Source organism: Bacillus sp. TH30 (genome assembly GCF_016650875.1).
Lineage (GTDB): Bacteria > Bacillota > Bacilli > Bacillales > Bacillaceae_G > Bacillus_A > Bacillus_A mycoides.
This window is the reverse complement of record NZ_JAEKEY010000002.1, coordinates 3,220,797-3,243,567: the sequence shown is the minus strand read 5'-3', so window position 1 is coordinate 3,243,567 and position 22,771 is coordinate 3,220,797. Positions and strand designations below refer to the sequence as shown.

The 22,771-nt window shown below is 37.5% G+C and carries 23 protein-coding genes and 1 other annotated feature; of the genes, 10 read left to right on the top strand and 13 right to left on the bottom strand.

Annotated elements, in window-relative coordinates; translation table 11 throughout:
* Nucleotides 1-12: 12 nt before the first annotated feature.
* Nucleotides 13-1,071, bottom strand: a complete 1,059-nt coding sequence (locus JFU20_RS30595) for a VrrB protein (RefSeq protein WP_307838388.1) — start codon at nucleotides 1,069-1,071, stop codon at nucleotides 13-15.
* Nucleotides 1,072-1,229: 158 nt separating this feature from the next.
* Between JFU20_RS30595 and JFU20_RS18805 the strand changes: the two genes are divergently transcribed.
* Entirely contained in the window at nucleotides 1,230-1,658 is a 429-nt protein-coding gene (locus tag JFU20_RS18805; RefSeq protein ID WP_002015699.1) for a GNAT family N-acetyltransferase, read from the top strand.
* Between the two features lie 27 nt (nucleotides 1,659-1,685).
* Here the strand turns inward: JFU20_RS18805 and leuS are convergent, their stop codons facing one another.
* From leuS to JFU20_RS18760, 9 genes are all read right to left on the bottom strand, one after another.
* Nucleotides 1,686-4,094, bottom strand: a complete 2,409-nt coding sequence (leuS, locus tag JFU20_RS18800) for a leucine--tRNA ligase (RefSeq protein ID WP_201038824.1) — start codon at nucleotides 4,092-4,094, stop codon at nucleotides 1,686-1,688.
* 65 nt (nucleotides 4,095-4,159) lie between these two features.
* Nucleotides 4,160-4,378: a binding site (T-box leader), on the bottom strand.
* A 198-nt stretch (nucleotides 4,379-4,576) separates the two neighbouring features.
* Nucleotides 4,577-5,770 (bottom strand): MDR family MFS transporter, encoded by a 1,194-nt coding sequence (locus JFU20_RS18795; protein ID WP_002089089.1) that lies wholly within the window; start codon nucleotides 5,768-5,770, stop codon nucleotides 4,577-4,579.
* A gap of 190 nt (nucleotides 5,771-5,960) precedes the next feature.
* On the bottom strand, nucleotides 5,961-7,184 hold the full coding sequence (locus JFU20_RS18790) for a cation:proton antiporter (RefSeq protein WP_002015696.1): 1,224 nt from the start codon (nucleotides 7,182-7,184) through the stop codon (nucleotides 5,961-5,963).
* A 3-nt stretch (nucleotides 7,185-7,187) separates the two neighbouring features.
* Nucleotides 7,188-7,685 (bottom strand): cation:proton antiporter regulatory subunit, encoded by a 498-nt coding sequence (locus tag JFU20_RS18785; RefSeq protein WP_001026048.1) that lies wholly within the window; start codon nucleotides 7,683-7,685, stop codon nucleotides 7,188-7,190.
* A gap of 39 nt (nucleotides 7,686-7,724) precedes the next feature.
* Nucleotides 7,725-8,291: a tyrosine-type recombinase/integrase gene (locus JFU20_RS18780; RefSeq protein ID WP_002015694.1), complete on the bottom strand. Its 567-nt coding sequence runs from the start codon at nucleotides 8,289-8,291 to the stop codon at nucleotides 7,725-7,727.
* 343 nt (nucleotides 8,292-8,634) lie between these two features.
* On the bottom strand, nucleotides 8,635-10,494 hold the full coding sequence (locus tag JFU20_RS18775) for an FtsX-like permease family protein (protein ID WP_002164933.1): 1,860 nt from the start codon (nucleotides 10,492-10,494) through the stop codon (nucleotides 8,635-8,637).
* A 17-nt stretch (nucleotides 10,495-10,511) separates the two neighbouring features.
* Nucleotides 10,512-11,273 carry an ABC transporter ATP-binding protein gene (locus JFU20_RS18770; RefSeq protein WP_002015692.1) on the bottom strand — a complete coding sequence of 254 codons (762 nt, stop codon included), beginning with the start codon at nucleotides 11,271-11,273 and terminating at the stop codon, nucleotides 10,512-10,514.
* 129 nt (nucleotides 11,274-11,402) lie between these two features.
* On the bottom strand, nucleotides 11,403-11,552 hold the full coding sequence (locus tag JFU20_RS18765) for a hypothetical protein (protein ID WP_001129345.1): 150 nt from the start codon (nucleotides 11,550-11,552) through the stop codon (nucleotides 11,403-11,405).
* Nucleotides 11,553-11,567: 15 nt separating this feature from the next.
* The gene (locus JFU20_RS18760) at nucleotides 11,568-11,831 is read right to left on the bottom strand and encodes a YtzC family protein (RefSeq protein ID WP_002089099.1); all 264 of its coding nucleotides are present in this window, start codon (nucleotides 11,829-11,831) and stop codon (nucleotides 11,568-11,570) included.
* A 261-nt stretch (nucleotides 11,832-12,092) separates the two neighbouring features.
* Between JFU20_RS18760 and mnmL the strand changes: the two genes are divergently transcribed.
* The 6 genes from mnmL to JFU20_RS18730 all read left to right on the top strand — a co-directional run bounded on the left by mnmL (nucleotide 12,093) and on the right by JFU20_RS18730 (nucleotide 17,495).
* Entirely contained in the window at nucleotides 12,093-13,052 is a 960-nt protein-coding gene (gene mnmL / locus JFU20_RS18755; protein ID WP_002015690.1) for a tRNA modification radical SAM protein MnmL/YtqA, read from the top strand.
* A complete protein-coding gene (gene mnmM, locus JFU20_RS18750) occupies nucleotides 13,049-13,621 on the top strand; it encodes a tRNA 5-(aminomethyl)-2-thiouridylate-methyltransferase MnmM (RefSeq protein WP_002164931.1) in 573 nt (190 codons plus the stop codon). Before mnmL ends, mnmM begins: the two co-directional genes overlap by 4 nt.
* A gap of 185 nt (nucleotides 13,622-13,806) precedes the next feature.
* Complete coding sequence (locus JFU20_RS18745; RefSeq protein WP_002015688.1) at nucleotides 13,807-14,640, top strand: ABC transporter ATP-binding protein; 834 nt, start codon at nucleotides 13,807-13,809, stop codon at nucleotides 14,638-14,640.
* A gap of 18 nt (nucleotides 14,641-14,658) precedes the next feature.
* Entirely contained in the window at nucleotides 14,659-15,339 is a 681-nt protein-coding gene (locus JFU20_RS18740) for a hypothetical protein (protein WP_002015687.1), read from the top strand.
* A gap of 24 nt (nucleotides 15,340-15,363) precedes the next feature.
* A complete protein-coding gene (locus tag JFU20_RS18735; RefSeq protein ID WP_201038823.1) occupies nucleotides 15,364-16,038 on the top strand; it encodes an aspartate/glutamate racemase family protein in 675 nt (224 codons plus the stop codon).
* A 155-nt stretch (nucleotides 16,039-16,193) separates the two neighbouring features.
* Nucleotides 16,194-17,495 carry a PepSY-associated TM helix domain-containing protein gene (locus JFU20_RS18730; RefSeq protein WP_002164930.1) on the top strand — a complete coding sequence of 434 codons (1,302 nt, stop codon included), beginning with the start codon at nucleotides 16,194-16,196 and terminating at the stop codon, nucleotides 17,493-17,495.
* 153 nt (nucleotides 17,496-17,648) lie between these two features.
* On the opposite strand, the gene JFU20_RS18725 is transcribed toward JFU20_RS18730, so the two are convergent.
* The gene (locus JFU20_RS18725) at nucleotides 17,649-18,713 is read right to left on the bottom strand and encodes a tetraprenyl-beta-curcumene synthase family protein (protein WP_002164929.1); all 1,065 of its coding nucleotides are present in this window, start codon (nucleotides 18,711-18,713) and stop codon (nucleotides 17,649-17,651) included.
* Between the two features lie 40 nt (nucleotides 18,714-18,753).
* A complete protein-coding gene (locus JFU20_RS18720) occupies nucleotides 18,754-19,557 on the bottom strand; it encodes an alpha/beta hydrolase (protein ID WP_002164927.1) in 804 nt (267 codons plus the stop codon).
* 74 nt (nucleotides 19,558-19,631) lie between these two features.
* Here JFU20_RS18720 and JFU20_RS18715 point away from each other — a divergent pair, with 74 nt between their 5' ends.
* The 3 genes from JFU20_RS18715 (at nucleotide 19,632) to JFU20_RS18705 (ending at nucleotide 21,975) form a co-directional block, all read left to right on the top strand.
* A complete protein-coding gene (locus JFU20_RS18715; protein WP_002015678.1) occupies nucleotides 19,632-20,144 on the top strand; it encodes a gamma carbonic anhydrase in 513 nt (170 codons plus the stop codon).
* Between the two features lie 145 nt (nucleotides 20,145-20,289).
* Nucleotides 20,290-20,820, top strand: coding sequence for a phosphatase PAP2 family protein (locus tag JFU20_RS18710; protein WP_002015677.1), 531 nt, complete (start codon nucleotides 20,290-20,292; stop codon nucleotides 20,818-20,820).
* Nucleotides 20,821-20,832: 12 nt separating this feature from the next.
* Nucleotides 20,833-21,975 carry a glycosyltransferase family 4 protein gene (locus JFU20_RS18705; RefSeq protein ID WP_033715956.1) on the top strand — a complete coding sequence of 381 codons (1,143 nt, stop codon included), beginning with the start codon at nucleotides 20,833-20,835 and terminating at the stop codon, nucleotides 21,973-21,975.
* A 153-nt stretch (nucleotides 21,976-22,128) separates the two neighbouring features.
* Here JFU20_RS18705 and JFU20_RS18700 read toward each other — a convergent pair whose 3' ends face one another.
* On the bottom strand, nucleotides 22,129-22,728 hold the full coding sequence (locus tag JFU20_RS18700; RefSeq protein ID WP_201038822.1) for a TasA family protein: 600 nt from the start codon (nucleotides 22,726-22,728) through the stop codon (nucleotides 22,129-22,131).
* Nucleotides 22,729-22,771: the final 43 nt, after the last annotated feature.

Here is a 22,771-nt window from a genome sequence, read left to right as displayed (position 1 = left end):
TCCTTTGGTCTATTAATGACCCACGTGTCCCGCGTGTCCAGCTGCTCCTGCAGTACCAGCTGCTGCTCCTGCTGCAGTCCCTGCTCCAATTCCACCTGCCCAAGGCTGTTGTTGTTGCTGATACTGTTGGTATTGTTGTTGACCCTGATGCTGTTGTTGACCTTGATGATGCTGTTGACCTTGATGATGCTGTTGGCCTTGATGATGGTGTTGGCCTTGGTGATGGTGTTGGCCTTGATGATGGTGTTGACCTTGGTGATGGTGTTGACCTTGGTGATGATGTTGGCCTTGGTGATGGTGTTGGCCTTGGTGATGATGTTGACCTTGATGAGTTTGATAAAGGACAGCCTGCGGGTGAATTTGATGATGACCTTGGTGATGTACTTGTTGCTGATGGTGGCCGTGGTGTTGATGATGGCCTTGGTGACCATGATGACCATGGTGTTGATGCTGGCCTTGGTGACCATGATGACCATGGTGTTGATGCTGGCCTTGGTGACCATGATGATGAGTTTGATAAAGGACAGCCTGCGGATGAATTTGATGATGACCATGATGATGTACTTGTTGTTGATGATGACCGTGGTGCTGATGATGGCCTTGGTGACCATGATGGCCGTGGTGTTGATGATGACCGTGGTGCTGATGATGACCGTGGTGCTGATGATGACCGTGTTGTTGATGATGATGGCCGTGATGCTCATGATGACCGTGAACACCTTGAGGGAAGCCGCCGATTCCACCAGCTACAACACCAACGCCAGGTACAGGAAATCCTGTTTGTACGCCTCCAACGAAAGATGGGAATGTAGTTGGCATACCTACAGGCACTCCTCCTTGTGTACCTCCTACTAGTGCCGGAAATCCGGTTTGCGCTCCAGCTACTGACGTTGGAAATCCTGTTTGTACACCCGCCACTGACGTCGAAAATCCTCCAGCTGCTCCTCCCATCCAACTTGGAATTCCGCCATATCCGTGTTGACCATCTCCTCCCATGAACATCATTTGTCCATAACTATCCGATCCACCTCCGAAGAAGCCATGTGGTGCATTATTGTCCATCCCTTTCATTCCTTTCACCTCTTCTGTTCAATTTAACCTACCTTTTTTATCATATTTTCTATAGAAGAATAGGTGTTTGTCTATATGGGAATTCCGCGCCTTTTTCTTCGTTCTTCATTCATGATAAACTAAATTAACTGATTATTTTTTCAAAGGAGGCGTTTTCGTTGGAGAACGTAGCAAAAGCTTCCATCGACGATTTAGATTCAATCTTACATATAGATGTTGATGTAATCGGAGACGATAGTAGACGAGATTATATTAAACACGCTATTGATGAAGGAACCTGCATCATTGCAAAAGAGGACAATTCCATTTCTGGTTTTCTAACATACGATACAAATTTCTTTGGTTATACTTTCCTCTCATTAATTATTGTTTCGCCAACGAAAAGAAGACAAGGTCATGCAAGCTCATTAATCTCATATATGTTAAGACATTCTCCTACTCAAAAAATATTTTCTTCAACGAACAAATCGAATACAAATATGCAAAAAGTTTTTAAAGCAAATGGATTTATGCGTAGTGGAATGATCGAAAACTTAGATGAAGGTGATCCTGAGCTTATTTTTCATGCAAAAAAGCTCAGAGCATAAACGCTCTGAGCTTTTATTAATAATTAATTAGTTTGCAACAACGTTAACAAGCTTTCCAGGAACAACAATTACTTTACGAACTGTTTTCCCTTCAATTTGTTCTTTGATTTCCTCAAGTGCAAGTTGTTCCATTTCTTCTTTTGATGCGTCTTTACTCATTGTTAATTTTGCGCGAACTTTGCCCATAATTTGAACAACGATTTCAACTTCATCTTCTACAAGTTTAGACTCATCAAATGTTGGCCAGCTTGCATATGTGATTGTTTCAGTGTATCCAAGCTTGCTCCATAGTTCTTCCCCGATGTGAGGTGCAACTGGTGCAATCATTTTTACGAAACCTTCTACATATTCTTTCGGAAGTGTTTCAGCTTTGTATGCATCGTTGATGAATACCATCATTTGAGAAATCGCTGTGTTGAAGCGAAGCTCTGCATAGTCTTCTGTTACTTTCTTCACTGTTTGGTGGTAAGCTTTTTCAAGATCTTTGTTTGGTGCATCAGTAATTTTCTCACTTAATTCACCGTTATCTTGAATGAATAGGCGCCATACGCGGTCTAGGAAACGACGAGCTCCGTCAAGACCATTTTCAGACCAAGCGATTGAAGCATCTAATGGTCCCATGAACATTTCGTATAGACGAAGTGTATCTGCACCGTGGCTTGCTACGATATCATCCGGGTTTACAACGTTACCTTTTGATTTACTCATTTTCTCGTTGTTTTCACCTAAGATCATACCTTGGTTGAATAATTGTTGGAACGGTTCTTTCGTTGGAACTACACCGATATCATATAATACTTTATGCCAGAAACGAGCATATAGTAAGTGAAGTACAGCGTGCTCTGCTCCACCGATATAAATATCAACTGGAAGCCATTGTTTTACTTTTTCAGGGTCTACAAGTGCTTCGCTGTTGTTTGGATCGATGTAGCGTAGGTAGTACCAGCAGCTACCAGCCCATTGCGGCATTGTATTTGTTTCACGACGACCTTTTTTACCAGTTTCAGGATCAACAACATTTACCCACTCTTCAATGTTTGCAAGTGGTGATTCACCTGTACCTGAAGGACGAATATTCTCTGTTTTCGGAAGAACTAATGGTAATTCTTCTTCTTTCACAGCTGTCATTGTACCATCTTCCCAATGGATTACTGGAATTGGCTCACCCCAGTAACGTTGGCGACTAAATAACCAGTCACGTAGACGGTACGTTACTTTTTGATTTCCTGCGCTTGTTACTTCAAGCCACTCAATCATTTTTACAATTGCTTCTTCTTTATTTAAACCATCAAGGAATGCTGAATTTACGTGTGCACCATCACCTGTGTACACTTCTTTCGTAATATCTCCGCCTTTTACAACTTCCTTCATTGGAAGATTGAATACTGATGCGAATTCATAGTCACGCTCATCGTGAGCTGGAACTGCCATTACAGCACCTGTTCCGTAAGTTGCAAGAACATAATCAGCGATCCAGATTGGTAATTTCTCACCGTTTACTGGGTTAACTGCGTAAGCACCAGTGAATACACCAGTTTTTTCTTTCGCAAGTTCTGTACGCTCTAAATCGCTCTTCATTTTAACAGAGTTAATGTAAGCTTCTACAGCTTCTTTTTGATCTGCTGTTGTAATTTCAGCAACAAGCGCATGTTCCGGAGCAAGTACACAGTATGTTGCACCAAATAGTGTATCAGGACGCGTTGTGAAAACTGTGAACTTCTCATCTGTACCGTCGATGTTGAAGTGTACTTCTGCACCTTCAGAACGACCGATCCAGTTACGTTGCATGTCTTTTAAGCTTTCTGGCCAATTAAGCTCATCTAGATCTTCTAATAGACGATCTCCGTAAGCTGTAATTTTTAACATCCACTGTCTCATCGGACGACGCTCAACTGGATGTCCCCCGCGCTCACTCTTACCGTCAATGATTTCTTCGTTTGCAAGTACTGTACCAAGTGCTGGGCACCAGTTTACAGGTACTTCATCAACGTAAGCTAAACCTTTTTCAAATAGTTTTAGGAAGATCCATTGTGTCCACTTGTAGTAGGTTGGATCTGTTGTATTTACTTCACGATCCCAATCGTAAGAGAAGCCTAATGCTTTAATTTGATTACGGAACGTATTAATATTAAGCTCTGTAAATTCTGCCGGGCTGTTTCCAGTATCAAGTGCATATTGCTCTGCTGGAAGACCGAATGCATCCCATCCCATTGGATGAAGAACGTTATATCCTTGCATACGCTTCATACGAGATAAAATATCTGTCGCTGTATAACCTTCTGGATGACCTACGTGTAAGCCTGCACCTGATGGATATGGGAACATATCTAGTGCATAAAATTTTGGTTTTTCTGTTTCATCTGGCGTACGGAATGTTTTATTCTCTTCCCAATGCCCTTGCCACTTCTTCTCAATTTCTTGATGATTAAAGCTCATGAGATACCCTCCTTGAAATTCTATTTATTTTCACCGCCCAAAATACAAAAAACCTCTCATCCCTAGAAAGGGACGAGAGGTTATAGATTCCCGCGGTACCACCCTAAATTAATGTAATAAATACATTCGCTTAGATCCGTAACGTGGATTAACGGCAATTGCTACTAATGATTTCACAACTGCAACTCAAAGGCGAGTTCATAACGAAACGTGGATTGACTTGCACCGACCGTCAACTCTCTAAACCAGCTTCTATTACTACTACTCCTTCTCACTGTTATTACAAATATGAGTTAATGTGAACTACCCACCACTTAGTATCTCTTAAGAGCTTACTTGAAGCGAGGGCTTCTCGGTTAATCGTTACTCTTGCTAACTAACGAATTCGTCTTAGGACAGCCGAGCTAACTCCCTTGTTCCAAAGGATATTTTATTACTATTTATTTAAATATATTCTAAAACATGTTGCATGTTCCGTCAAACTAAACTGCAATTTTTTCTTCAACTGTTTCTTCTACTTTTACTCGTCTATCATAAATACTCGTTGCTATAAGCGCTACTACAAGCATTACCATGATCGCAATAAACAATACTTCCATATTGTATAAGTCAACAATCGCTCCGCCAACGACCGGTCCGAACATTTTCCCTACAGTCGCTGCGCTATTTACAACACCTTGATAAAATCCTAGCTTATCTTTCGGTGCAAGTATATTTGCGATGGTCGGAACTGCCGGCCATACGAATAATTCACCAATTGTTAATGTCACCATCGCAACGAGAAACATCGTAAATTGCTGCGCTTGGCTTAAAACAATAAACGACGCCGCAAAAATGACGATTCCAATCATAATTTGTTGTTTTAAAGAACGCTTCATCCAGCGAATTAACATACTAACAAGTGGCTGCGCACAAACAATCATCGCTCCGTTTATCGTCCATAATAAACTATAATGGCGGAGGCTAATATCTAATTCTCGCATATGAGTCGCAATTGCCCCTTGCCACTGTACGTATGTAACCCAGCATAAAGCATATGCTACACATACGATTAGAAGCGCTTTGAAGCCAGGTGTAAGTGACCAACCTTTTTTCGTTTCGGCTTCTTTTTGTACCTCTTGCTCTTTTTTTGCTTCCATACCACGAAATCCAATAAACGCAATTAAGAAGAAAATAAAATATAAAATAAAGTTCGCTAAGAAAATATAATCAAAACGATAAGACGCAACTAATCCACCGCACGCTGTTCCAATCGCAATCCCAACGTTTTGTCCAACATACATTGCATTGAACGCTCGTCTCCCGCCTTCTGGCCAAACCGTACCGACCATCGCATACATCGATGGAAACACCATTCCAGAACCGAATCCGATTAATGCTAGCCACACAACATATAATGGCCAACCATGGAAAAATACAAGACCTAAAATCGATACAAGTGTAATGACAATCCCTACTAAAATTGATTTATAACCGCCCCATTTATCAAATAAAACACCGCCGAGCAAGTTTCCGATTACACCAGTAAGCGAGTTGATCATTAATACCATTCCGGCTACTGATAAAGATTTCCCTAAACTATCATGTAAGTAAATTGTATTAAAAGGCCATAAAAAAGAAGCACCCGTGACATTAATAATCATCCCAGCTACTAATAGCCATACTTTCCTTGGCATAGTCTCCCCTCCTATTCTCTTTTTTTCGTTCATATATATAACAGTAAAATTGTAGTCGTTTTTAAATAGGAAGGCAACTGATTAATAGTTGATGAAATTCAGATAATAGCACAAAGACGATTAGAATGTATTCTAATCGTCTTTGTAAAATATTAATCTATAAATAATAGAATCGTTCCCTCGCGAAAGGTTATCCAACTTCCTTTTTACGTTTTGCACTTTCTTTAGCACTCCATTTAAATATTTTGTCTAGTAGAGAGTATATTCTCCCAGACTCCTTCGTTAATAATGGCCCTAGCGACGCCAATATTAAAACATATAAAGCTGAGAATGGTTTAATCGTTGCCATTAAGCCACCCGCTATTCCGAGATTCGCGACAATAATGGAGAATTCCCCACGTGATATAAGTGTTAAACCGATATTCGTAGAAGCCTTATGCGATAACCCGGCTTTACGCCCTGCAATCATTCCAGCTGTAAAATTACCGATGAGAGTAATGAAAACTGCTCCTAATGCCAACCATACTGCTCCTCCAAGCGAAAACGGATCTATACTTAAACCGAAGCTGAAGAAAAATATAGCTCCAAAGAAATCACGAAACGGGACGACGAGATGCTCGATCCGGTCACTATGCTCTGTTTCTGAAAAGACGAGTCCTAACAATAAGGCCCCAATCGCTTCCGCAACATGAATTGTTTCTGAAAATCCTGCTACAAAGAATAAAATAGCGAATATTACGATAATAAAAATTTCGTTTGACGAAATATCTAATACTTTATTTAGGAACGGCGTAGCTTTTCTAGCGATTACAAAGAATAGTAACATATATCCTACTGCGATTAGTACGGATGTAAGAGCACCTACAAATGATGTTGCACCTCCGAGTACTAATCCTGAAACAACTGATAAATATACAGCTAAAAAGATATCATCAAACATAATGATTCCTAAAATTAGCTCTGTCTCTTTATTACCAGATCTTCTTAAATCAACGATTACTTTCGCTACAATTGCACTCGATGAGATTGTAATAATTCCAGCAATAATTAATGTTTCTAGTAAGGGGAATCCCATAACATATCCATAAAGTAAACCTAATATGAAATTAAGCGATATATGAACACTACCCCCAAAAGCAATCGACTTTCCTGATTTAATTAATTTTTTTATTGAGAATTCTAAGCCTAAATAGAATAGGAGGAATATGACGCCTACACGGCCGAGGAAGGAAATAACTTCTCCGCTTTCAATAAACCTTAAATCGATAAGTCCTAAATCTGGGGCATGAGGCCCCACTAACATACCGAGTATAATGAGAAACGGAATAATCGAGAACTTTAACTTCGCAGCGAGGATAGCTGCAAAAGCTACTAATACTAACGCAGTTCCAACTTCCAAAATTAAAGTATCCATCGATTATGAATCACCTCCTGCTGAAAGCAATTCATTAATAATTCTTTTCACTTCATGTCTTTCACCCGACAATACGAGCATATCGCCAGCTTCAATAATAGAGTCTGGACCTGGATTAAAGAATTTCTTCATATTCTTTTTCAAAATAGCAATAATCGTTACGTTATACGTTTTTCTGACATGTAAGCTACCAATTGTTTGTTGTACTACTGGTGCATTATTCTCCACCTTAAACCATTCAATTGATAATCCTTCAAAAGCCATCTCAATTGTGTCTAGCGCTTGCGGCCTATATACCATTCCGCCTAATATAGCCGCAATTTGTCTCGCTTCAGAATCACGAAGAGAAATGCTTGAAATACTCTCATCGTGATCCGCATCAAAATGATACATTTCTCTTCGGCCATCATCATGAATAACGATAACCATTTTTTCATTACCTTTTGTTATCACTTCGAATTTACATCCAATGCCCGGTAGTTCACTCTCTCTAATATTCATATTCCCGCCTCCTAATTTTTTAGTTACGGCTCTTTCCTTTTACAAATCTACATCAATCTCTGTTTTAAACTTCTCATCTTTTGATATCCCTAAATACTTTAACGTTTCTGACGGAGTCGCGTGATGAAAATGTTTTTGCAACAGTGCGATTGCTATTCCTCTTTTATATGCATGAAATCCAAATGTTTTTCGCATTGAGTTCGTTCCAATCTTACCAAGTATTCCGACCGCTTCAGCTGCGCTATGGATAACACGATACGCTTGTTGGCGTGAGATTGAATTTGTTGTTTTGTTAGATTTAAATACGTAGTTTTCTCTTTGAATATCAAAAGATTGTACGTACGCTAAAAGCGCCTCTTTTACTTTTGTATTTAAATAAATATCTTGTTTAAACTTTTCATCTTTCACAGGAAGAGAATAAAACTCTTTAACAGTTCCATCTTCATTTAATACATCTTCAAACTTAATACTCAATAGTTCAGTAATCTTTAATCCAGTGTTAATTCCAATAACAAATAAAAGATAATCTCGCTGCGAGTGCTCTTTTAAATACTTTTTCATAGCCTCAATTTGACTTATATCTTTTAATGCCTCTACAACTTCCATACATGTATCTCCTCATCTTATGAACGGTAATTTTCTCATTATCCTGTCCATTTTACCTTATCATGCTATGAGATTTCCATGTATTATCCATTATTTTCACAATATACGACTTAGGTCTGACAATTTTTCATTTGGAAATTTATGATTGTACAAATACGGTGTGGGTAGAAAAATAGGGGATACAAGTTCAGCTTCTTTCTATAGATCGAATTCCTCCTTTCGTTTTCCAGTTGCTGATACTCACATATTATGTTACTTATTTACATTATATTATATATTTCAGTAACATTAAAGTGTTTTTTCTGAAAATATAAAAAACCGAGCAGTTTCGCTCGGTTTTTTATTAATCTTCTTTCGGAAGAACAATCCCTTTATACAATTGAACTGTAATGAAGTAATAAATCGCATAAATTACTACGAAAATTACGATTGGAACCCAAATGCGGAAGTACGGATCGACTAAAATAAATCCGAAAATATTCATACCAACTAATACGTGAGCAATACCCACAATTGCCGGGAATAAGAATACTAAGAATAACTCTTTATAAATTGATTTCGTTAATAATTCACGGCGCACACCGATTTTACGAAGCATTTGATAACGCGTAATATCTTTTGATGCACCAGAAAGAATTTTAAACATTAAACAACTTGCCATCATTGCTAAGAACGCAATTCCAAGGAAGAATCCCATAAATACTGTTCCACTCGCAATGCCGTAGAATCCATTGTAAGATTGATATTTACTATCTAATCTTTCAGCTTTTACATTTTTATATTTAACTAGCTGCAACTCGTCAAGTTTTTTCCATTCTTTTGTGTATGCTACAAAATCGTCTGTTTTTCCAGTAACTACGATTCCTTCTTTACCATTTACAGTATCGTACATTTTCTGATCTACAATTTTAATTGCATGATCTTCATATAGATAAAATGGCTGAATTGTTCTGAAAGCCTCGTTCCATTCTTCTGGAAGTTCTTTAGCACTCGCATCTTTTTCATTCATTTCTCTAGAAACTGCACCTACTGGTAGTTCCTCTGAAACTTTCTTTATTTTTCCTAAATCCTTCATACTTTCCATCTGTTTTGTATCTTGTACGAAAGGAGGTTTTTTCTCTAAATCTTCTTTTACATAATAAACGTATTTATTATCAACTTTGTAACGATATTCATTTTTCTCTTTAAATGTAATACCATCTAAAATTTTCTTTTCTTCAGCTGTTGGGTTATGAATAACTGAATCATATATTACTAAACCATCAACCATTTTTATAACGTTATTTTTAAACGCCATACCACCTGAAATTGCACCCGCTCCAAGAGCAACTAACATCGCTACCGTTGCAAGCACTTTCGTTAAACTATTAATACGGAAGTTTAATTGTGCAAATGTAAAAGCGTTAAGTCCTTTTTCACTACGTTTTTTATTACTCTTTAACTTTTTAATAATAACTGGGAGAAGTGATCCAAATAGCATGTAAGTACCAGCTGTTGTTGTAATTAATGCAATAAGGATTCCCATTTCTCTTAACTTGTCCATATAAATCATAGATGCATAGCCAATACCTAATAAAATAACGGCAAGAAATGCAACTACACCTGTCATTTTCCCTTTTACTGCAACACGTTCTGTTTGTGCATCTGCATGTACAAGTTGCAGTACTGAAATACGTGATAACTTAATACTGTTCATAATTGCTGATAATACAAATAATGCAAAGAAGAAAATGCAAGTAACAGTCATAGATGGTAGATAAAATGCCTTATAGCCTTCACCAGCAAATTCTAATTGTTTCATTAATAACTGTCCGATACCTTCTGCAAGCCCTACACCAACTGTAAGTCCAATCGCAAGAGACGCAGCACCTAATACAATCGTTTCAATAAACATAAGTAATGTAACTTTATGCTTTTTTGCACCTAACATCATGTACATACCAAACTCTTTTTGACGAAGAGATAATAAGAAAGAGTTTGCATATAAAATGTAGAAGAACGTTATAATTGCTAATAAAAATGAACCTGCTTGGAATACGAAACCAATAGACTTAATAACAGAATTGGATTCGATAAACGCTTTATTCAGCGCTAACGTTTGGAACATATAAAAAATTGAAATCGACATGACAAGACCAACAAGTAAGACAATATAATCTTTCAGCTTACTCTTTAGCCCTGACATGGAAAGTTTAAATAACATGCCCTAGACCTCCCTTCTTACGCTTTTTGTGTGCCTAAGTCCGCAAGCACATCTAAAATTTCTTTATAAAATTCTTCACGCGTACCACCGCGGTGAATTTCTTTATATAGCTCACCATCTTGAATGAATAAAATACGCTGACAGTAACTTGCACTATATGGATCATGCGTAACCATCATAATAGATACGCCTTGTTCTTCATTTAAGTTTGTCATCGCATCAAGTAAACTTGCTGCATTTTTCGAATCAAGAGCTCCTGTTGGCTCGTCTCCTAAAATAATTGCCGGCTCATGCACTAGTGCGCGCGCTGCTGCTGAACGTTGTTTCTGTCCACCGGATACTTCAGTTGGATACTTTTGAAGAATTTCTGTAATCCCTAACATATTCGCTACTTTCTCTACTTTCGGTCCAATATTACGTGATGAAACACCTTGAAGTGAAAGTGGAAGTGCAATGTTCTCATAAATAGATAAGTTCTCTAATAAGTTGAAGTCTTGGAAAATGAATCCTAACTTTTGCGAACGGAAATCAGAAAGCTCACCTTGCTTCATTTTCGTAATGTCCGTACCCGCAATTTCAACAACGCCACCCGTTGCTTTATCAAGCGTTGAAATTACATTTAATAATGTCGTTTTACCAGAACCAGATGGTCCCATAATACCAACAAATTCACCCTCTTGAATTGAGAATGAAACACCTTTTAACGCATGTGATTGGTTCTCACCTTTTTTACCGTACACTTTTTGAACATTTTTCACGTCTACAACTGGTTTCGTCATATATATCCTCCTACGCTTGTTTTTCCATTACCTATTTTGCGCCTTTTGGAGGTGAACTGCTATTTATTAACATTACAATTACCTTACACTTTTGTAATAAAATAAAACCAGGTCGTATTTCGACCTGGTTTACTCTGATTGCTTCGATCTTTGAGGTTGTCCTTTTTTACTGTTACGCTGTTTCACTTGAACAACTGGATCAAGTTCATTTGAAAATTCAGCGTTATGTCCATTTTGCGTTTTTTGCTCTGGATTATTTTGATCTGAACGTTTCGCCATTACATTCACTCCTTATTAGTGCGGTGTAATAATCATTTGATGTTGCAATTGGCGAATTGCCATACGTGCTCTATTTAATTGCTCACGTTGCTCATCATTCGCATGTTGCTGCATAGTTTGTAAGTCGTTATATGCTTGTTCTAATTGTAACTGAGCATCCGAATACTCCATCGTATTGTAATGCTCTTGTCTCATGCCTTGGTCTAATTGTTCTTTCGCATATTCCACCGCTTGTTCTGCCTGTGTAATATACTCTTCAAGTGATTGACGCTCTGCCATAATTGTCCCTCCTTGCTTCAATTCCCCTTTAGTGTGTCCCTTCCATATGAACCTTATGAGTATGTTATAATGGATTTTGTTTCATCCCGCATTAACGGGCAGTAAGACCTCTACCTCAAAATTTGGATGAAACAAAAAAAGGTAGGTGGGAGCTCAACTGCCCGTAAACGCCCGATTCGTGAGGGCTAATAATCAGTGGGGGGAACATCCCCCACTGATTAAAGTTTCACTTTATTTTGACTCGTCTTAGGAGGGAAAGTAATGAAGGTTCAAAACCCTTTTCCATATACAAACGACAATAAACGTTATCATACATGGAATTACCACTTACGAAATGAATTTGGTGAAAAAATCTTTAAAGTTTCATTAGATGCTGGCTTCGATTGCCCGAACCGTGACGGTACGGTTGCTTACGGTGGTTGCACGTTTTGTAGTGCTGCTGGATCTGGTGACTTCGCTGGTGATCGCCGCGATGATGTTATAACTCAGTATCATGAAATGAAAGAAAAAATGCACTCAAAGTGGAAAGACGGAAAATGTATCGCTTATTTTCAGGCTTACACAAATACACATGCACCACTTGAAGTGTTAAAAGAAAAATTCGAACCGCTTCTAGCAGAAAAAGACGTTGTCGGTCTTTCTATCGCAACTCGTCCAGATTGTTTACCAGACGATGTCGTTGAATATTTAGCGGACTTAAATAAACGTACGTACCTTTGGGTTGAACTCGGACTACAAACTGTTCATGAACGTACTGCAAATCTTATTAACCGTGCTCACGATTATCCATCTTATGTGGAAGGCGTAAATAAATTACGCAAACATGGCATTAGAGTTTGCTCTCATATTATTAACGGTCTTCCACTTGAAGATTACGACATGATGATGGAAACAACTCGTGAAGTAGCGAAGCTTGACTTACAAGGAATTAAAATTCATTTACTTCATTTATTAAAAGGAACGCCAATGGTGAAGCAATATGAAAAAGGACAACTCGAGTTCCTTTCTCTTGAAGATTACGTAAGTCTCGTTGTTGACCAACTTGAAATTATTCCAGAAGATGTAATTGTGCACCGCATCACAGGTGACGGTCCGCCTGATTTAATGATTGGCCCAATGTGGAGCTTAAATAAATGGGAAGTATTAAATTCCATCGATGCAGAATTTGTACGCCGCGGAAGCTGGCAAGGAAAATATGCAAATGAGGAGAAACAAAAATGAAATTAGAACGTGTATTACCGTTTGCTCGCTCGCTGCTGCAAACGGCAGTAAAAGAAGGCGATTACGCTGTAGATGCAACACTTGGAAATGGTCATGATACTTGCTTCCTAGCTGAAATCGTTGGAGATAACGGAAAAGTATTTGGATTTGATATTCAAAAAGATGCAATTGAAAGTTCTACTATCCGCCTAAAGGAAAAAGAACTTTTTGAACGTACTGTTTTAGTTCACGATAGTCACGATACACTTTTATCCGTATTACCTAAAGATGCAAAGGGAAAAGTAACAGGAGCAATCTTCAACTTAGGTTACCTTCCTGGTGGTGACAAGCATATCGTTACAAAACCGAACTCAACAATCTCGGCGATCGAACAACTACTAGAAGTAATGGCACCTGAAGGTATCATCGTCCTTGTCATTTACCACGGACACCCAGAAGGACAAGTAGAACGCGACGCTGTACTTAAATTTGCAGAAGAACTAGATCAAAAAGAAGCTCACGTTTTGCGATACGGCTTCATTAACCAGCAAAATAACCCGCCATTTATTGTGGCGATTGAGAAGCGATAAAGTGAAACTTTAATCAGTGAGGTTTACTGTCCGGCAAATAGCGGGATAATTATATCAACGATTTTTCAGATATATCGATTGTTCGACAAAACATAACAAAAAAAGACTTGCACTCATTGCACGTCTTTTTCTTATTCTCCTATATAATGGATGTATACAATATTTGAAGAAAGAAGGATAGAACTTTGCTAGTAGAACTAAGGGGAATTCAAAAGAAGTATGGCAAATCACTTATACTAGACAACATCGATTTATCCATTCCAGAAGGAGAAGCACTCGCTATTATTGGTGGGAACGGGACTGGAAAAAGTACTTTACTCAAAATAATTGCAGGCTTTATTCCACCTACGGCAGGGACACTTCAAAGAAAAGAACATATACAAATCGGTTATGTCCCTGAACATTTTCCTGAAGGAATTCGTTTTACATTAGAGGATTATTTATATCATCTCGGCCACATTCACGGTTTATCAACAAAATATTTAAGAAATAAAATTCCGATGCTCCTTGAATCTTTTCATCTACATCATGCAAAGCATTACGTTGTACGAAACTTTTCAAAAGGTATGAAACAAAAAACAGGCATTATGCAAGCATTACTTACGGACGTCCATTTATTAATTCTAGATGAACCTCTTTCTGGGCTCGATCCTAACTCTCAGCAAGAATTAGAGCATATTTTACTCTCATTAAAACAACAAGGCATATCTATACTCTTCACATGTCACGAAAAACAACTACTAGAAAACTTCGCCGATAGAATTGTGACATTAGCAAATCATACAATTGCGGAAGATACCTCTGTGCAAAAATCAACAGAACAGGTCTATATTGAGGCAATTGTTCACGAAACATTTTCATCTATAGAACTACAAAAGCAATCAGGATTTATACAAGTTACACACAATTCAAATCAAAACCTCATTCAATTACAAATCGAAAAGGAATATACAAACGAAATGCTTCAGTTTTTATTACATAAAAAAGCATCTATCACACTGCTACAGCCTAATTTTTAAATCGAAAGAAGGTTTATTATGTTTGCGCTTATTCGTTACCATTTTCTCGACTACACAAAATCGTATAAGTACATTCCTCCTATTGCGATGTACTGCATAAGCTTACTTTTTGTATATACATATAAACCAACTCCCATTGTACCGACATACTTAGAAACAGCACTCGCACTTTATTTATTATCTGCCTGGATTACAGTCACAATTTTTCATACTGAAGATCCTGTACAAGAACAAATCACTATTTCACATACAAATAATATTTCGGCATTATACGTTGGTAAATATATTACGGCTCTTCTTATTTGTACTATTTTATCTTTTATATCCGTAATCTATCCAATTATTTTGCAAATGTTTAATGAAAAAATGACAGCTTCTTTATTTCTAGTCGGATTTCTCGCTCACATGTCTTTATCTATACTAGGAATTTCAATCGCAACATTATTTACTAGAAATATTATTCAAAAAGCAAGCACCGCTTGGCTTAGTCTTACACTTATATTACTTATGACGATTGCCTCAATCCGGTTAAAAAAAGAGTTACTATGGTTTTTACCACCTGTCGAAAGCTTTATAATGCTTGGACAATACAAATATAATATACTTACTCACACTCTATGGCTTACAGCTTGGGCTATCTTATATTCATTTTTATTACTTACTTTATTTCTTTTTCTCGTTCGCAGAAAACGTTTTTGATTACATATTAAAGGGGACTAAACAATGATTGGAATACTAGCAGGAATGGGTCCAAAATCAACCGGACCATTCGTCGATACAGTTGTAGCAAAGTGTCAAACAATATACGGAGCAAAGCATGATATGGACTTTCCTCATATGATGATTTATTCGTGCCCAACACCGTTTTACATGGATCGCCCTATTGATCACGAGGCGATGAAAAAAGCGATTATTGAAGGAGCACAAAAACTTGAAAGTACTGGTGTAGACTTTATCGCTATGCCTTGCAATACAGCGCATCTTTATTTCGAGGAATTACAGCGTTCTATTACCATTCCTATTTTGAATATAGTCGATGAGACGTTAAAAGCAATTCCTGAAAATACAAAAAGAGTCGCTATTATCGCAACAGAAGCGACTGTTCAAGCAGGTATTTATCAAGATGGGATTGCAAAACGTAATATAGAGTACGTTCATAATGAACAATGGCAAGAAATGATTAATCAAATTATTTCTTGTATTAAAGGCGGAGAAATTGAGGAAGCTCGCAAATTATGGAGTGTGCTCGTTTTACAGTTAAAAGACGAAGTAGATACCGCTATTATCGCATATACCGATTTGAATGTGGTGGTGAGTGAGGACTTTGTTGATTCCGCTCAATGTCTTGCGAAAGCAGTTGTTAGGATGTATGCATCAAATATAAAAAGGTCTTCATAAACATAGAACACATCCCTTTTGAAATGTGTTTTGTGTTTGATAAAAATCCCCAAAACTTTTAACTTTTTTCACAATTCTTTCAAAGTAATCACACTTAATCTCGCTATATTAAATAAGTAGTTTATTCATATAGGGAAGGTTAGGGGAACTGAAGTATGAAACAAAATCGTTCGCTTCATTACATTTTTTGGCGTTGGCATTTTTATGCTGGGCTTTTTATTACGCCGCTTCTTATTACTTTGTCACTGAGCGGAATTGGGTATTTATTTCGGGAAGAAGTTGAGGATTTTATCTATAAAGATTTATATTTTGGGAAGAGCGCCCAAACAGAAACGATTTCGATGTCTGAGTCTATTTCATTAACAGAGAAAAAATATCCGCATTATAGTGTGGCGAAAATTAGTGAGTTTAATGGGGATTATAATACGAGACTTACAATCGCAAATGAATATACAGGAACGCAGAAATATGTTTATTTAGACAGCAACAACCAAATTGTTGGGGATCAAAATGCAGATGAAACGTTCGCAAATATTATGCGAGAATTACATAGTTCCCTTTTAGTTGGTGGAACTGTCGTCAACTATTTAGTAGAACTTGCAGCGTGCTGGACAATCTTTTTAATTGTGACTGGATTGTATATGAGTATACGCCAGTTCAAAAACACACCAGCATCCAATAAGCGAGAAAAAGCAAAACGACGTCATTCTATTATCGGTATTATATTTACAATTCCACTCGTTCTGCTAGTCGCATCTGGATTGCCTTGGTCAGGATTTATGGGTAACCAAATTTATAAAATCGCATCGTCGAATGAATCGATTGGATATCCAAAGTTGTATATGACACCGCCTGAATCGAAGGTAAAAGAATTACCGTGGGCAACTAGAAAAGAAGCTCCTCCTGAATCGAATTCAAATGAGCCAAAAGCAATTTCTGTCGATGAATTACAAAAAGGAATTGAAATAAAGAAGCCATATGTTATCTCACTACCGGCTGATCCGAAAGGTGTATTCACCGTTTCGAAATCAAGCGGTTCTGGCATTACGGGCATGCACGTGGCACCAAATGAAGAGATAACAGCTTACTTTGATCAATATAGCGGAAAACTTATTTCAAAAACAGACTATCGTGATTATGGATTATTTGCACAATGGTTCACTTACGGTATCCCGCTTCATGAAGGACATTTATTCGGATGGCCAAATAAAATATTATGCTTACTAACGACGTTATCTTTATTACTTCTTATTTATTACGGAGTAAAAATGTGGTTAGCGAGAAAACCGAAAGGAAAATTAGCAGCACCTCCTAAGCAAAGAGATAAGAAAAGCACATTCGTTTTCTTTATCATGATGGTTATACTAGGCGCTGTCATGCCTTTATTCGGACTATCTGTTTTAGTTATTTTCGCGATTGAACTTCTCATATATGTATTTTTAAAAATACGATCATAGTAAAAAGGGACAGTCCAAAAAATCTAATTTTGGACTGTCCCTTTTTCATTATAGAGCAAAATTGCAACAGCACATGAAATTATATCGACTTAACTACAAAATACGACAATAGGAAAAGACCATCCCAAAATACCTTTTGAGATGGTCTCTTCATCACTGCGCCATTTTCTTTCGGTACATCTTCCCGTTCCAGTAGAAAAATCGTGAAGTAAGCCCTCCGTATTTTACAATGCGCCGTGCCATTTTGTGCATATTCTTTTGTGCTGATACTTTTTGATCTGATAAATAAATACCAAGTAACCCTCGGCTTATGAGACGATGAAACTTCGCATGAGGCAAATCATCAATGCTCTTCTCTGCTTCTTCTACAAAATGTTTCATACGATCTAATATAGCTTGCTCGTTTTCATAATAACTACAGAAATTCAAATCCCCGCCTATACGGTCTTCTTCTTGATCGATGAAATAATCAAGTAAAATGTGAAGTCCTTGTACGTAAGGGAAGTATCCTTGTCTAATTTTCGCAATATCTTCATCATGTAATTCATCATGAAATGCATATGCGACAAGACAGAAGATTCCAAGTGTAGAACCGGCACATGCTGAAAATTCAAACCAACTCATCTCTGGTAAGTTTTCTTTATGTGCTTCAAACCATGTTTTTAAGCGTGGTTCTCTTTCTTCTAACTTCACGTGTTTATGAATTTGCAAATCACAATAATAACAAGCAAGTTCATGAAGAATTGGAGCAATTTTATCATAATGCTTCGTTTTCTTTAAAACATCCTGACATGTTTCAACAAGCTCATCTAAATAACCACCATCATCTTGATCATCACGATAACGATAATAGTTACCGCCCCCTTCAACTTCAGGGCTTAATGCCATTACCATCGACTCATGAAGAGCCGCAAAGTCTTTCGGGTCAAGTGATGTACTACGATCACATAAATTATCTAAATAGTCGCTAATCGTTTGATAAGCTACGATAAAACGAATACATTCCTCTCGGTGTTCATTTGCTAGTAGCGCTAAAATGCCACCGCCCTCGCAATGAAACGTTTTATTCTCAATACTTGCGATTGCCTGACTATGAAGCTCGTCATTCGGAATATGGTAGGCACGCTCTTTCCACATCGCTAGCTCATGGTGTACTACCGGAAACACATCACGGTATACTTTCGCCATGAGCGTTATGGGATTACTCGGTACGTTCACTTCTTCCTTCATCTCCTCTATTAAATGTACAAATAATAATTTATTTGTTTGTTTCTACTATATTATTGACACGTATTTCAGTAAATGACTGAATATAATTCAAAATTTCATCACGCTCATACTCATTTAATAACTCATGATAACAATTAGGCCACTCCTTATATGCCTTATCACTAATTTTAACATTATCAAACCATGTACGGACACGTGTTTTATCTACAAGTTTATCCTCACAAGCCTGCATTAGCAAGAGCGGAACATCTGGAAAATCATCTATTTTCTCATGAGCAATCTCGATAGACTTAATCAATTCACTATACCAACGTACTGATACTTTGCGCAAGAACAATGAATCATTCTCCATCGCATCTCTCACTTCATGATTACGAGTTGACATTTCCACTGTAAGATTCGTTGCAAATTGCAATTTTGGAGCAACAACATTTAATATTTTTGAGGCAGCTCGAAGCGGAGCAGAAGGTCCAGTTAATACACCTAAACATGGTGAACTTAAAATAATACCATCTACATCTTCTCTCTTCGTTTCTTGCATCATACGAATGACAATAAGACCACCCATACTATGACCAAATATAAAAATAGGTAATCGATACTTCCTTGCCTCTTTCACCCATAATTTAACTTCCTCTATGTATTCATCAAATGAATCAATATGTCCTCTATTTCTCGAAGTCGTTCCATGTGATGGAAGGTCTCCCATCACAACGTGGTAGCCGATATGATTCCACATTTCCGCTATAGCTTCGTAACGTCCGTGATATTCCATTGCGCCGTGCACGATAACGACTACAGCTTTCGCTTCCTCTGCTTCATAATTCCACATACGGACCTCCTCCATTTCACTCTTTCTCATAATTTGATACACTAAAACTAGTCTTTAGGAAAGGAAGGCTTTACATGATATATCCTTACAAAGAAAAAAATCCGAAAATTGCGAGTAGTGCTTTTATCGCTGACTATGTTACCATTACAGGCGATGTGACAATTGGCGAAGAATCTAGCATTTGGTTTAATACAGTCATCCGCGGTGATGTATCACCAACGATAATTGGAAATAGAGTAAATGTACAAGATCAATGTACACTTCACCAAAGCCCCCAGTATCCTCTTATTTTAGAAGATGACGTTACCGTTGGGCATCAAGTTATTTTACATAGCTGCAAAATTGAAAAAGATGCTTTAATCGGAATGGGATCTATCATATTAGATGGCGCTGAAATTGGTGAAGGAGCTTTCATCGGTGCTGGTAGTCTCGTTTCACAAGGAAAGAAAATCCCTCCTAATACGTTAGCTTTCGGTCGCCCTGCGAAGGTCATTCGCGAATTAACAGAAGAAGACCGTAAAGATATGGAACGTATCCGCACACAATACGTTGAAAAAGGACAATATTATAAATCGTTACAAAAGTGATTTTATCGCTGCCATAAGACTGGCAGCTTTTTTTATGAAAAAATCTAACTTTTTCTTTACAAAACCTTATTATCCCCTCAATAAAATCTTATTAAAATAGAAGTTAATAACTCCATATATATGTAAATGAGGGAGGAAAAATCTCATGAAGGTCAGTGGACTATATAAAATAGAATGTTACATCTTCAAAGGAATTAATCGCTACTTTGATCAAAAAACATTAAACATCTTTTTCAGCAATATTACCCATATCGGTGGTGCAAGTTTTTCCATTGCACTTACCCTATTCTTTTTAATTTTCGCAACAGGGAATTTGCATCAAGCTGCAATTGCAACTGCTATTTCTTTAACAATTAGCCATATTCCTGTGCAAATATTAAAAAGATGGTATCCACGAAAACGTCCTTATTTAACAATTCAGGATGCGAAATATCCAGTTCATCCATTAAAAGATCATTCTTTTCCATCCGGACATACAACGGCTGTTTTCTCTGTCCTCATTCCATTTATTTGCTATAATCCAAACTTGCTTGCTTTTCTATTACCGTTAGCATTATGCGTTGGTATTTCCCGTATTTATTTAGGGCTTCATTATCCGTCAGATGTATTTGTAGGCATGTGCCTTGGCACTTGCTCTGGCATCATCTCTTTTTATCAATTCATTCCACTCATGTAAAGGAGCGATATGATGAGAGTCGCCATATTTACCGATACATTTACACCACAAGTCAACGGTGTGGCGAAAACTTTGGAACGTTTAACTAAATATTTTCAAAAAGAAAATATCGCCTATTCTGTTTTCGCCCCTCAGCATACGGCAGAAGATAATTTCGTTACGAATGTGAATAAAATGAGAAGCATCCCGTTAACAATATTATATCCAGAATGTCGCTTTGCCTTTCCTACTCCGCGCATTAAACGGGAACTTCTTGCCTTTAAACCTGATATCATTCACATTGCTACGCCTTTCAATATGGGACTTTGTGGATTATATTATGCCAAAAAGTTAAATATCCCGGTCGTCGGTTCTTATCATACTGATTTTGACGCCTATTTACGCTATTACAAAATCGAATTTCTCTCCAATATGCTATGGAACTATTTAAGTTGGTTTCATAGTCATATGCAAAAAAATTTTGTTCCTTCTCCTGAAACATTACATCAATTAAAGAAGAAAGGATTTCAACAGCTCTATATTTGGGGACGTGGTGTAGATTGTACTCTCTTTCATCCAACTTACAATACAGACCTATTCCGAAAAAAATATAATATTACAGCGAAGTATGTTCTTTCCTACGTCGGACGTCTTGCTCCGGAAAAAGATATCGACACTCTTCAAACACTTATTCAAACGACGAACAAAGAACGTGACGATATTCATTGGCTCATCGCTGGAGATGGTCCTCTCGCGAAGGGCCTGCATGAAAATGTTCCAAAAACAAATGTAACCTTTACTGGATATTTACAAGGCGTGGATTTAGCTGAAGCCTATGCTTCCTCTGATCTAATGGTATTTCCATCTACTACTGAAACATTTGGGAACGTCGTACTGGAGTCACTTGCATGTGGTACACCTGTCATTGGTGCGAATAGTGGCGGGGTTAAAAATATTATTACAGATGGAAAAACGGGAGTTCTATGCGAACCCAAAAATGAAGACTCATTTTTATCATCTATTTATGAATTGTTAAATAATGAAGAAATGCGTAAACAAATGAGCCTAGATGCTCGATCCTATGCTGCTACACAAAGTTGGGATGAAATTTCTAATAATTTACTCATGCATTATGATGATGTGATTCAAAGTCGAAAAGCGGAAATGCTAGCTTAAACGCAGCTTATGTATCATCAATTTGCAAGTGAAACTCCTATATTGTATAAAATATAGGAAAAGAGATCACACTTCGAAGTGTGACCTCTTTTTATCTTGCGCTTTTATTTAGCGGTTCAGTTGGTACATAGATATAATGAATAAAATTCGAACTTATTTTTCTTCCCCTTTTGTCTGAGCCGCATCGAACGTCCAGTTCAATTTCAATGTATCTCCTTGGAATACGTTTTGATCTTCTCCATTATCTTCAAATATGAATTTCACATAGAAAGTGTCATCCTTGCCTGGAGCAAGTCCATTTCCTTCCCAGTTTACGACACCTTTTTCTACAAGATCAGGAAAGTTACCATCAGCAGTAGCTTGTTTCAATTCAGACAAAGTAGTTTCCCATACAGGAACTGTGTTCTTGTCTATGTTCCATAAAAACTCCACTTTGACATGATCACCGAAATCAGCATTTCCATTATCACCTTTTGCATCTGTTACAGTGTAATCAGTAAGAAGATGAACGTCCTTAATTTTCAAAGTACCGCTGTTGATTAAGTGGAAATCGCGTTCTATTTGATCACCCGGTTTGATTTTGTCAACATCGATGATAACTTGTGGATCAATGCTCAAATCTAACGTACCAGCCGCAAATGTGTTTTCTGATACTTCTTTATCACTGAAGTAAGCAAACGTTCCGCCTCCGATTAAAGATAAACCAAGAACTGCAGATGCAACACCCATACCAAGTTTTTTCTTAAGATTCATTTTAATAATCCCCCTATTTTTATAATATTTAAACTCCCAAAAA

What these genes read in the sequence shown, in the direction of transcription:
- JFU20_RS18705 (WP_033715956.1), top strand. Translation starts at nt 20,833, where the DNA reads ATGAGAGTCGCCATATTTACCGATACATTTACACCACAAGTCAACGGT.
- JFU20_RS18760 (WP_002089099.1), bottom strand. Translation starts at nt 11,831, where the DNA reads ATGGCAGAGCGTCAATCACTTGAAGAGTATATTACACAGGCAGAACAA.
- JFU20_RS18720 (WP_002164927.1), bottom strand. Translation starts at nt 19,557, where the DNA reads ATGTGGAATTATGAAGCAGAGGAAGCGAAAGCTGTAGTCGTTATCGTG.
- JFU20_RS18775 (WP_002164933.1), bottom strand. Translation starts at nt 10,494, where the DNA reads ATGTTATTTAAACTTTCCATGTCAGGGCTAAAGAGTAAGCTGAAAGAT.
- mnmM (WP_002164931.1), top strand. Translation starts at nt 13,049, where the DNA reads ATGAAATTAGAACGTGTATTACCGTTTGCTCGCTCGCTGCTGCAAACG.
- JFU20_RS18710 (WP_002015677.1), top strand. Translation starts at nt 20,290, where the DNA reads ATGAAGGTCAGTGGACTATATAAAATAGAATGTTACATCTTCAAAGGA.
- JFU20_RS18770 (WP_002015692.1), bottom strand. Translation starts at nt 11,273, where the DNA reads ATGACGAAACCAGTTGTAGACGTGAAAAATGTTCAAAAAGTGTACGGT.
- JFU20_RS18780 (WP_002015694.1), bottom strand. Translation starts at nt 8,291, where the DNA reads ATGGAAGTTGTAGAGGCATTAAAAGATATAAGTCAAATTGAGGCTATG.
- JFU20_RS18735 (WP_201038823.1), top strand. Translation starts at nt 15,364, where the DNA reads ATGATTGGAATACTAGCAGGAATGGGTCCAAAATCAACCGGACCATTC.
- JFU20_RS18785 (WP_001026048.1), bottom strand. Translation starts at nt 7,685, where the DNA reads ATGAATATTAGAGAGAGTGAACTACCGGGCATTGGATGTAAATTCGAA.
- leuS (WP_201038824.1), bottom strand. Translation starts at nt 4,094, where the DNA reads ATGAGCTTTAATCATCAAGAAATTGAGAAGAAGTGGCAAGGGCATTGG.
- mnmL (WP_002015690.1), top strand. Translation starts at nt 12,093, where the DNA reads ATGAAGGTTCAAAACCCTTTTCCATATACAAACGACAATAAACGTTAT.
- JFU20_RS18740 (WP_002015687.1), top strand. Translation starts at nt 14,659, where the DNA reads ATGTTTGCGCTTATTCGTTACCATTTTCTCGACTACACAAAATCGTAT.
- JFU20_RS18790 (WP_002015696.1), bottom strand. Translation starts at nt 7,184, where the DNA reads ATGGATACTTTAATTTTGGAAGTTGGAACTGCGTTAGTATTAGTAGCT.
- JFU20_RS18715 (WP_002015678.1), top strand. Translation starts at nt 19,632, where the DNA reads ATGATATATCCTTACAAAGAAAAAAATCCGAAAATTGCGAGTAGTGCT.
- JFU20_RS18730 (WP_002164930.1), top strand. Translation starts at nt 16,194, where the DNA reads ATGAAACAAAATCGTTCGCTTCATTACATTTTTTGGCGTTGGCATTTT.
- JFU20_RS30595 (WP_307838388.1), bottom strand. Translation starts at nt 1,071, where the DNA reads ATGAAAGGGATGGACAATAATGCACCACATGGCTTCTTCGGAGGTGGA.
- JFU20_RS18795 (WP_002089089.1), bottom strand. Translation starts at nt 5,770, where the DNA reads ATGCCAAGGAAAGTATGGCTATTAGTAGCTGGGATGATTATTAATGTC.
- JFU20_RS18765 (WP_001129345.1), bottom strand. Translation starts at nt 11,552, where the DNA reads ATGGCGAAACGTTCAGATCAAAATAATCCAGAGCAAAAAACGCAAAAT.
- JFU20_RS18700 (WP_201038822.1), bottom strand. Translation starts at nt 22,728, where the DNA reads ATGAATCTTAAGAAAAAACTTGGTATGGGTGTTGCATCTGCAGTTCTT.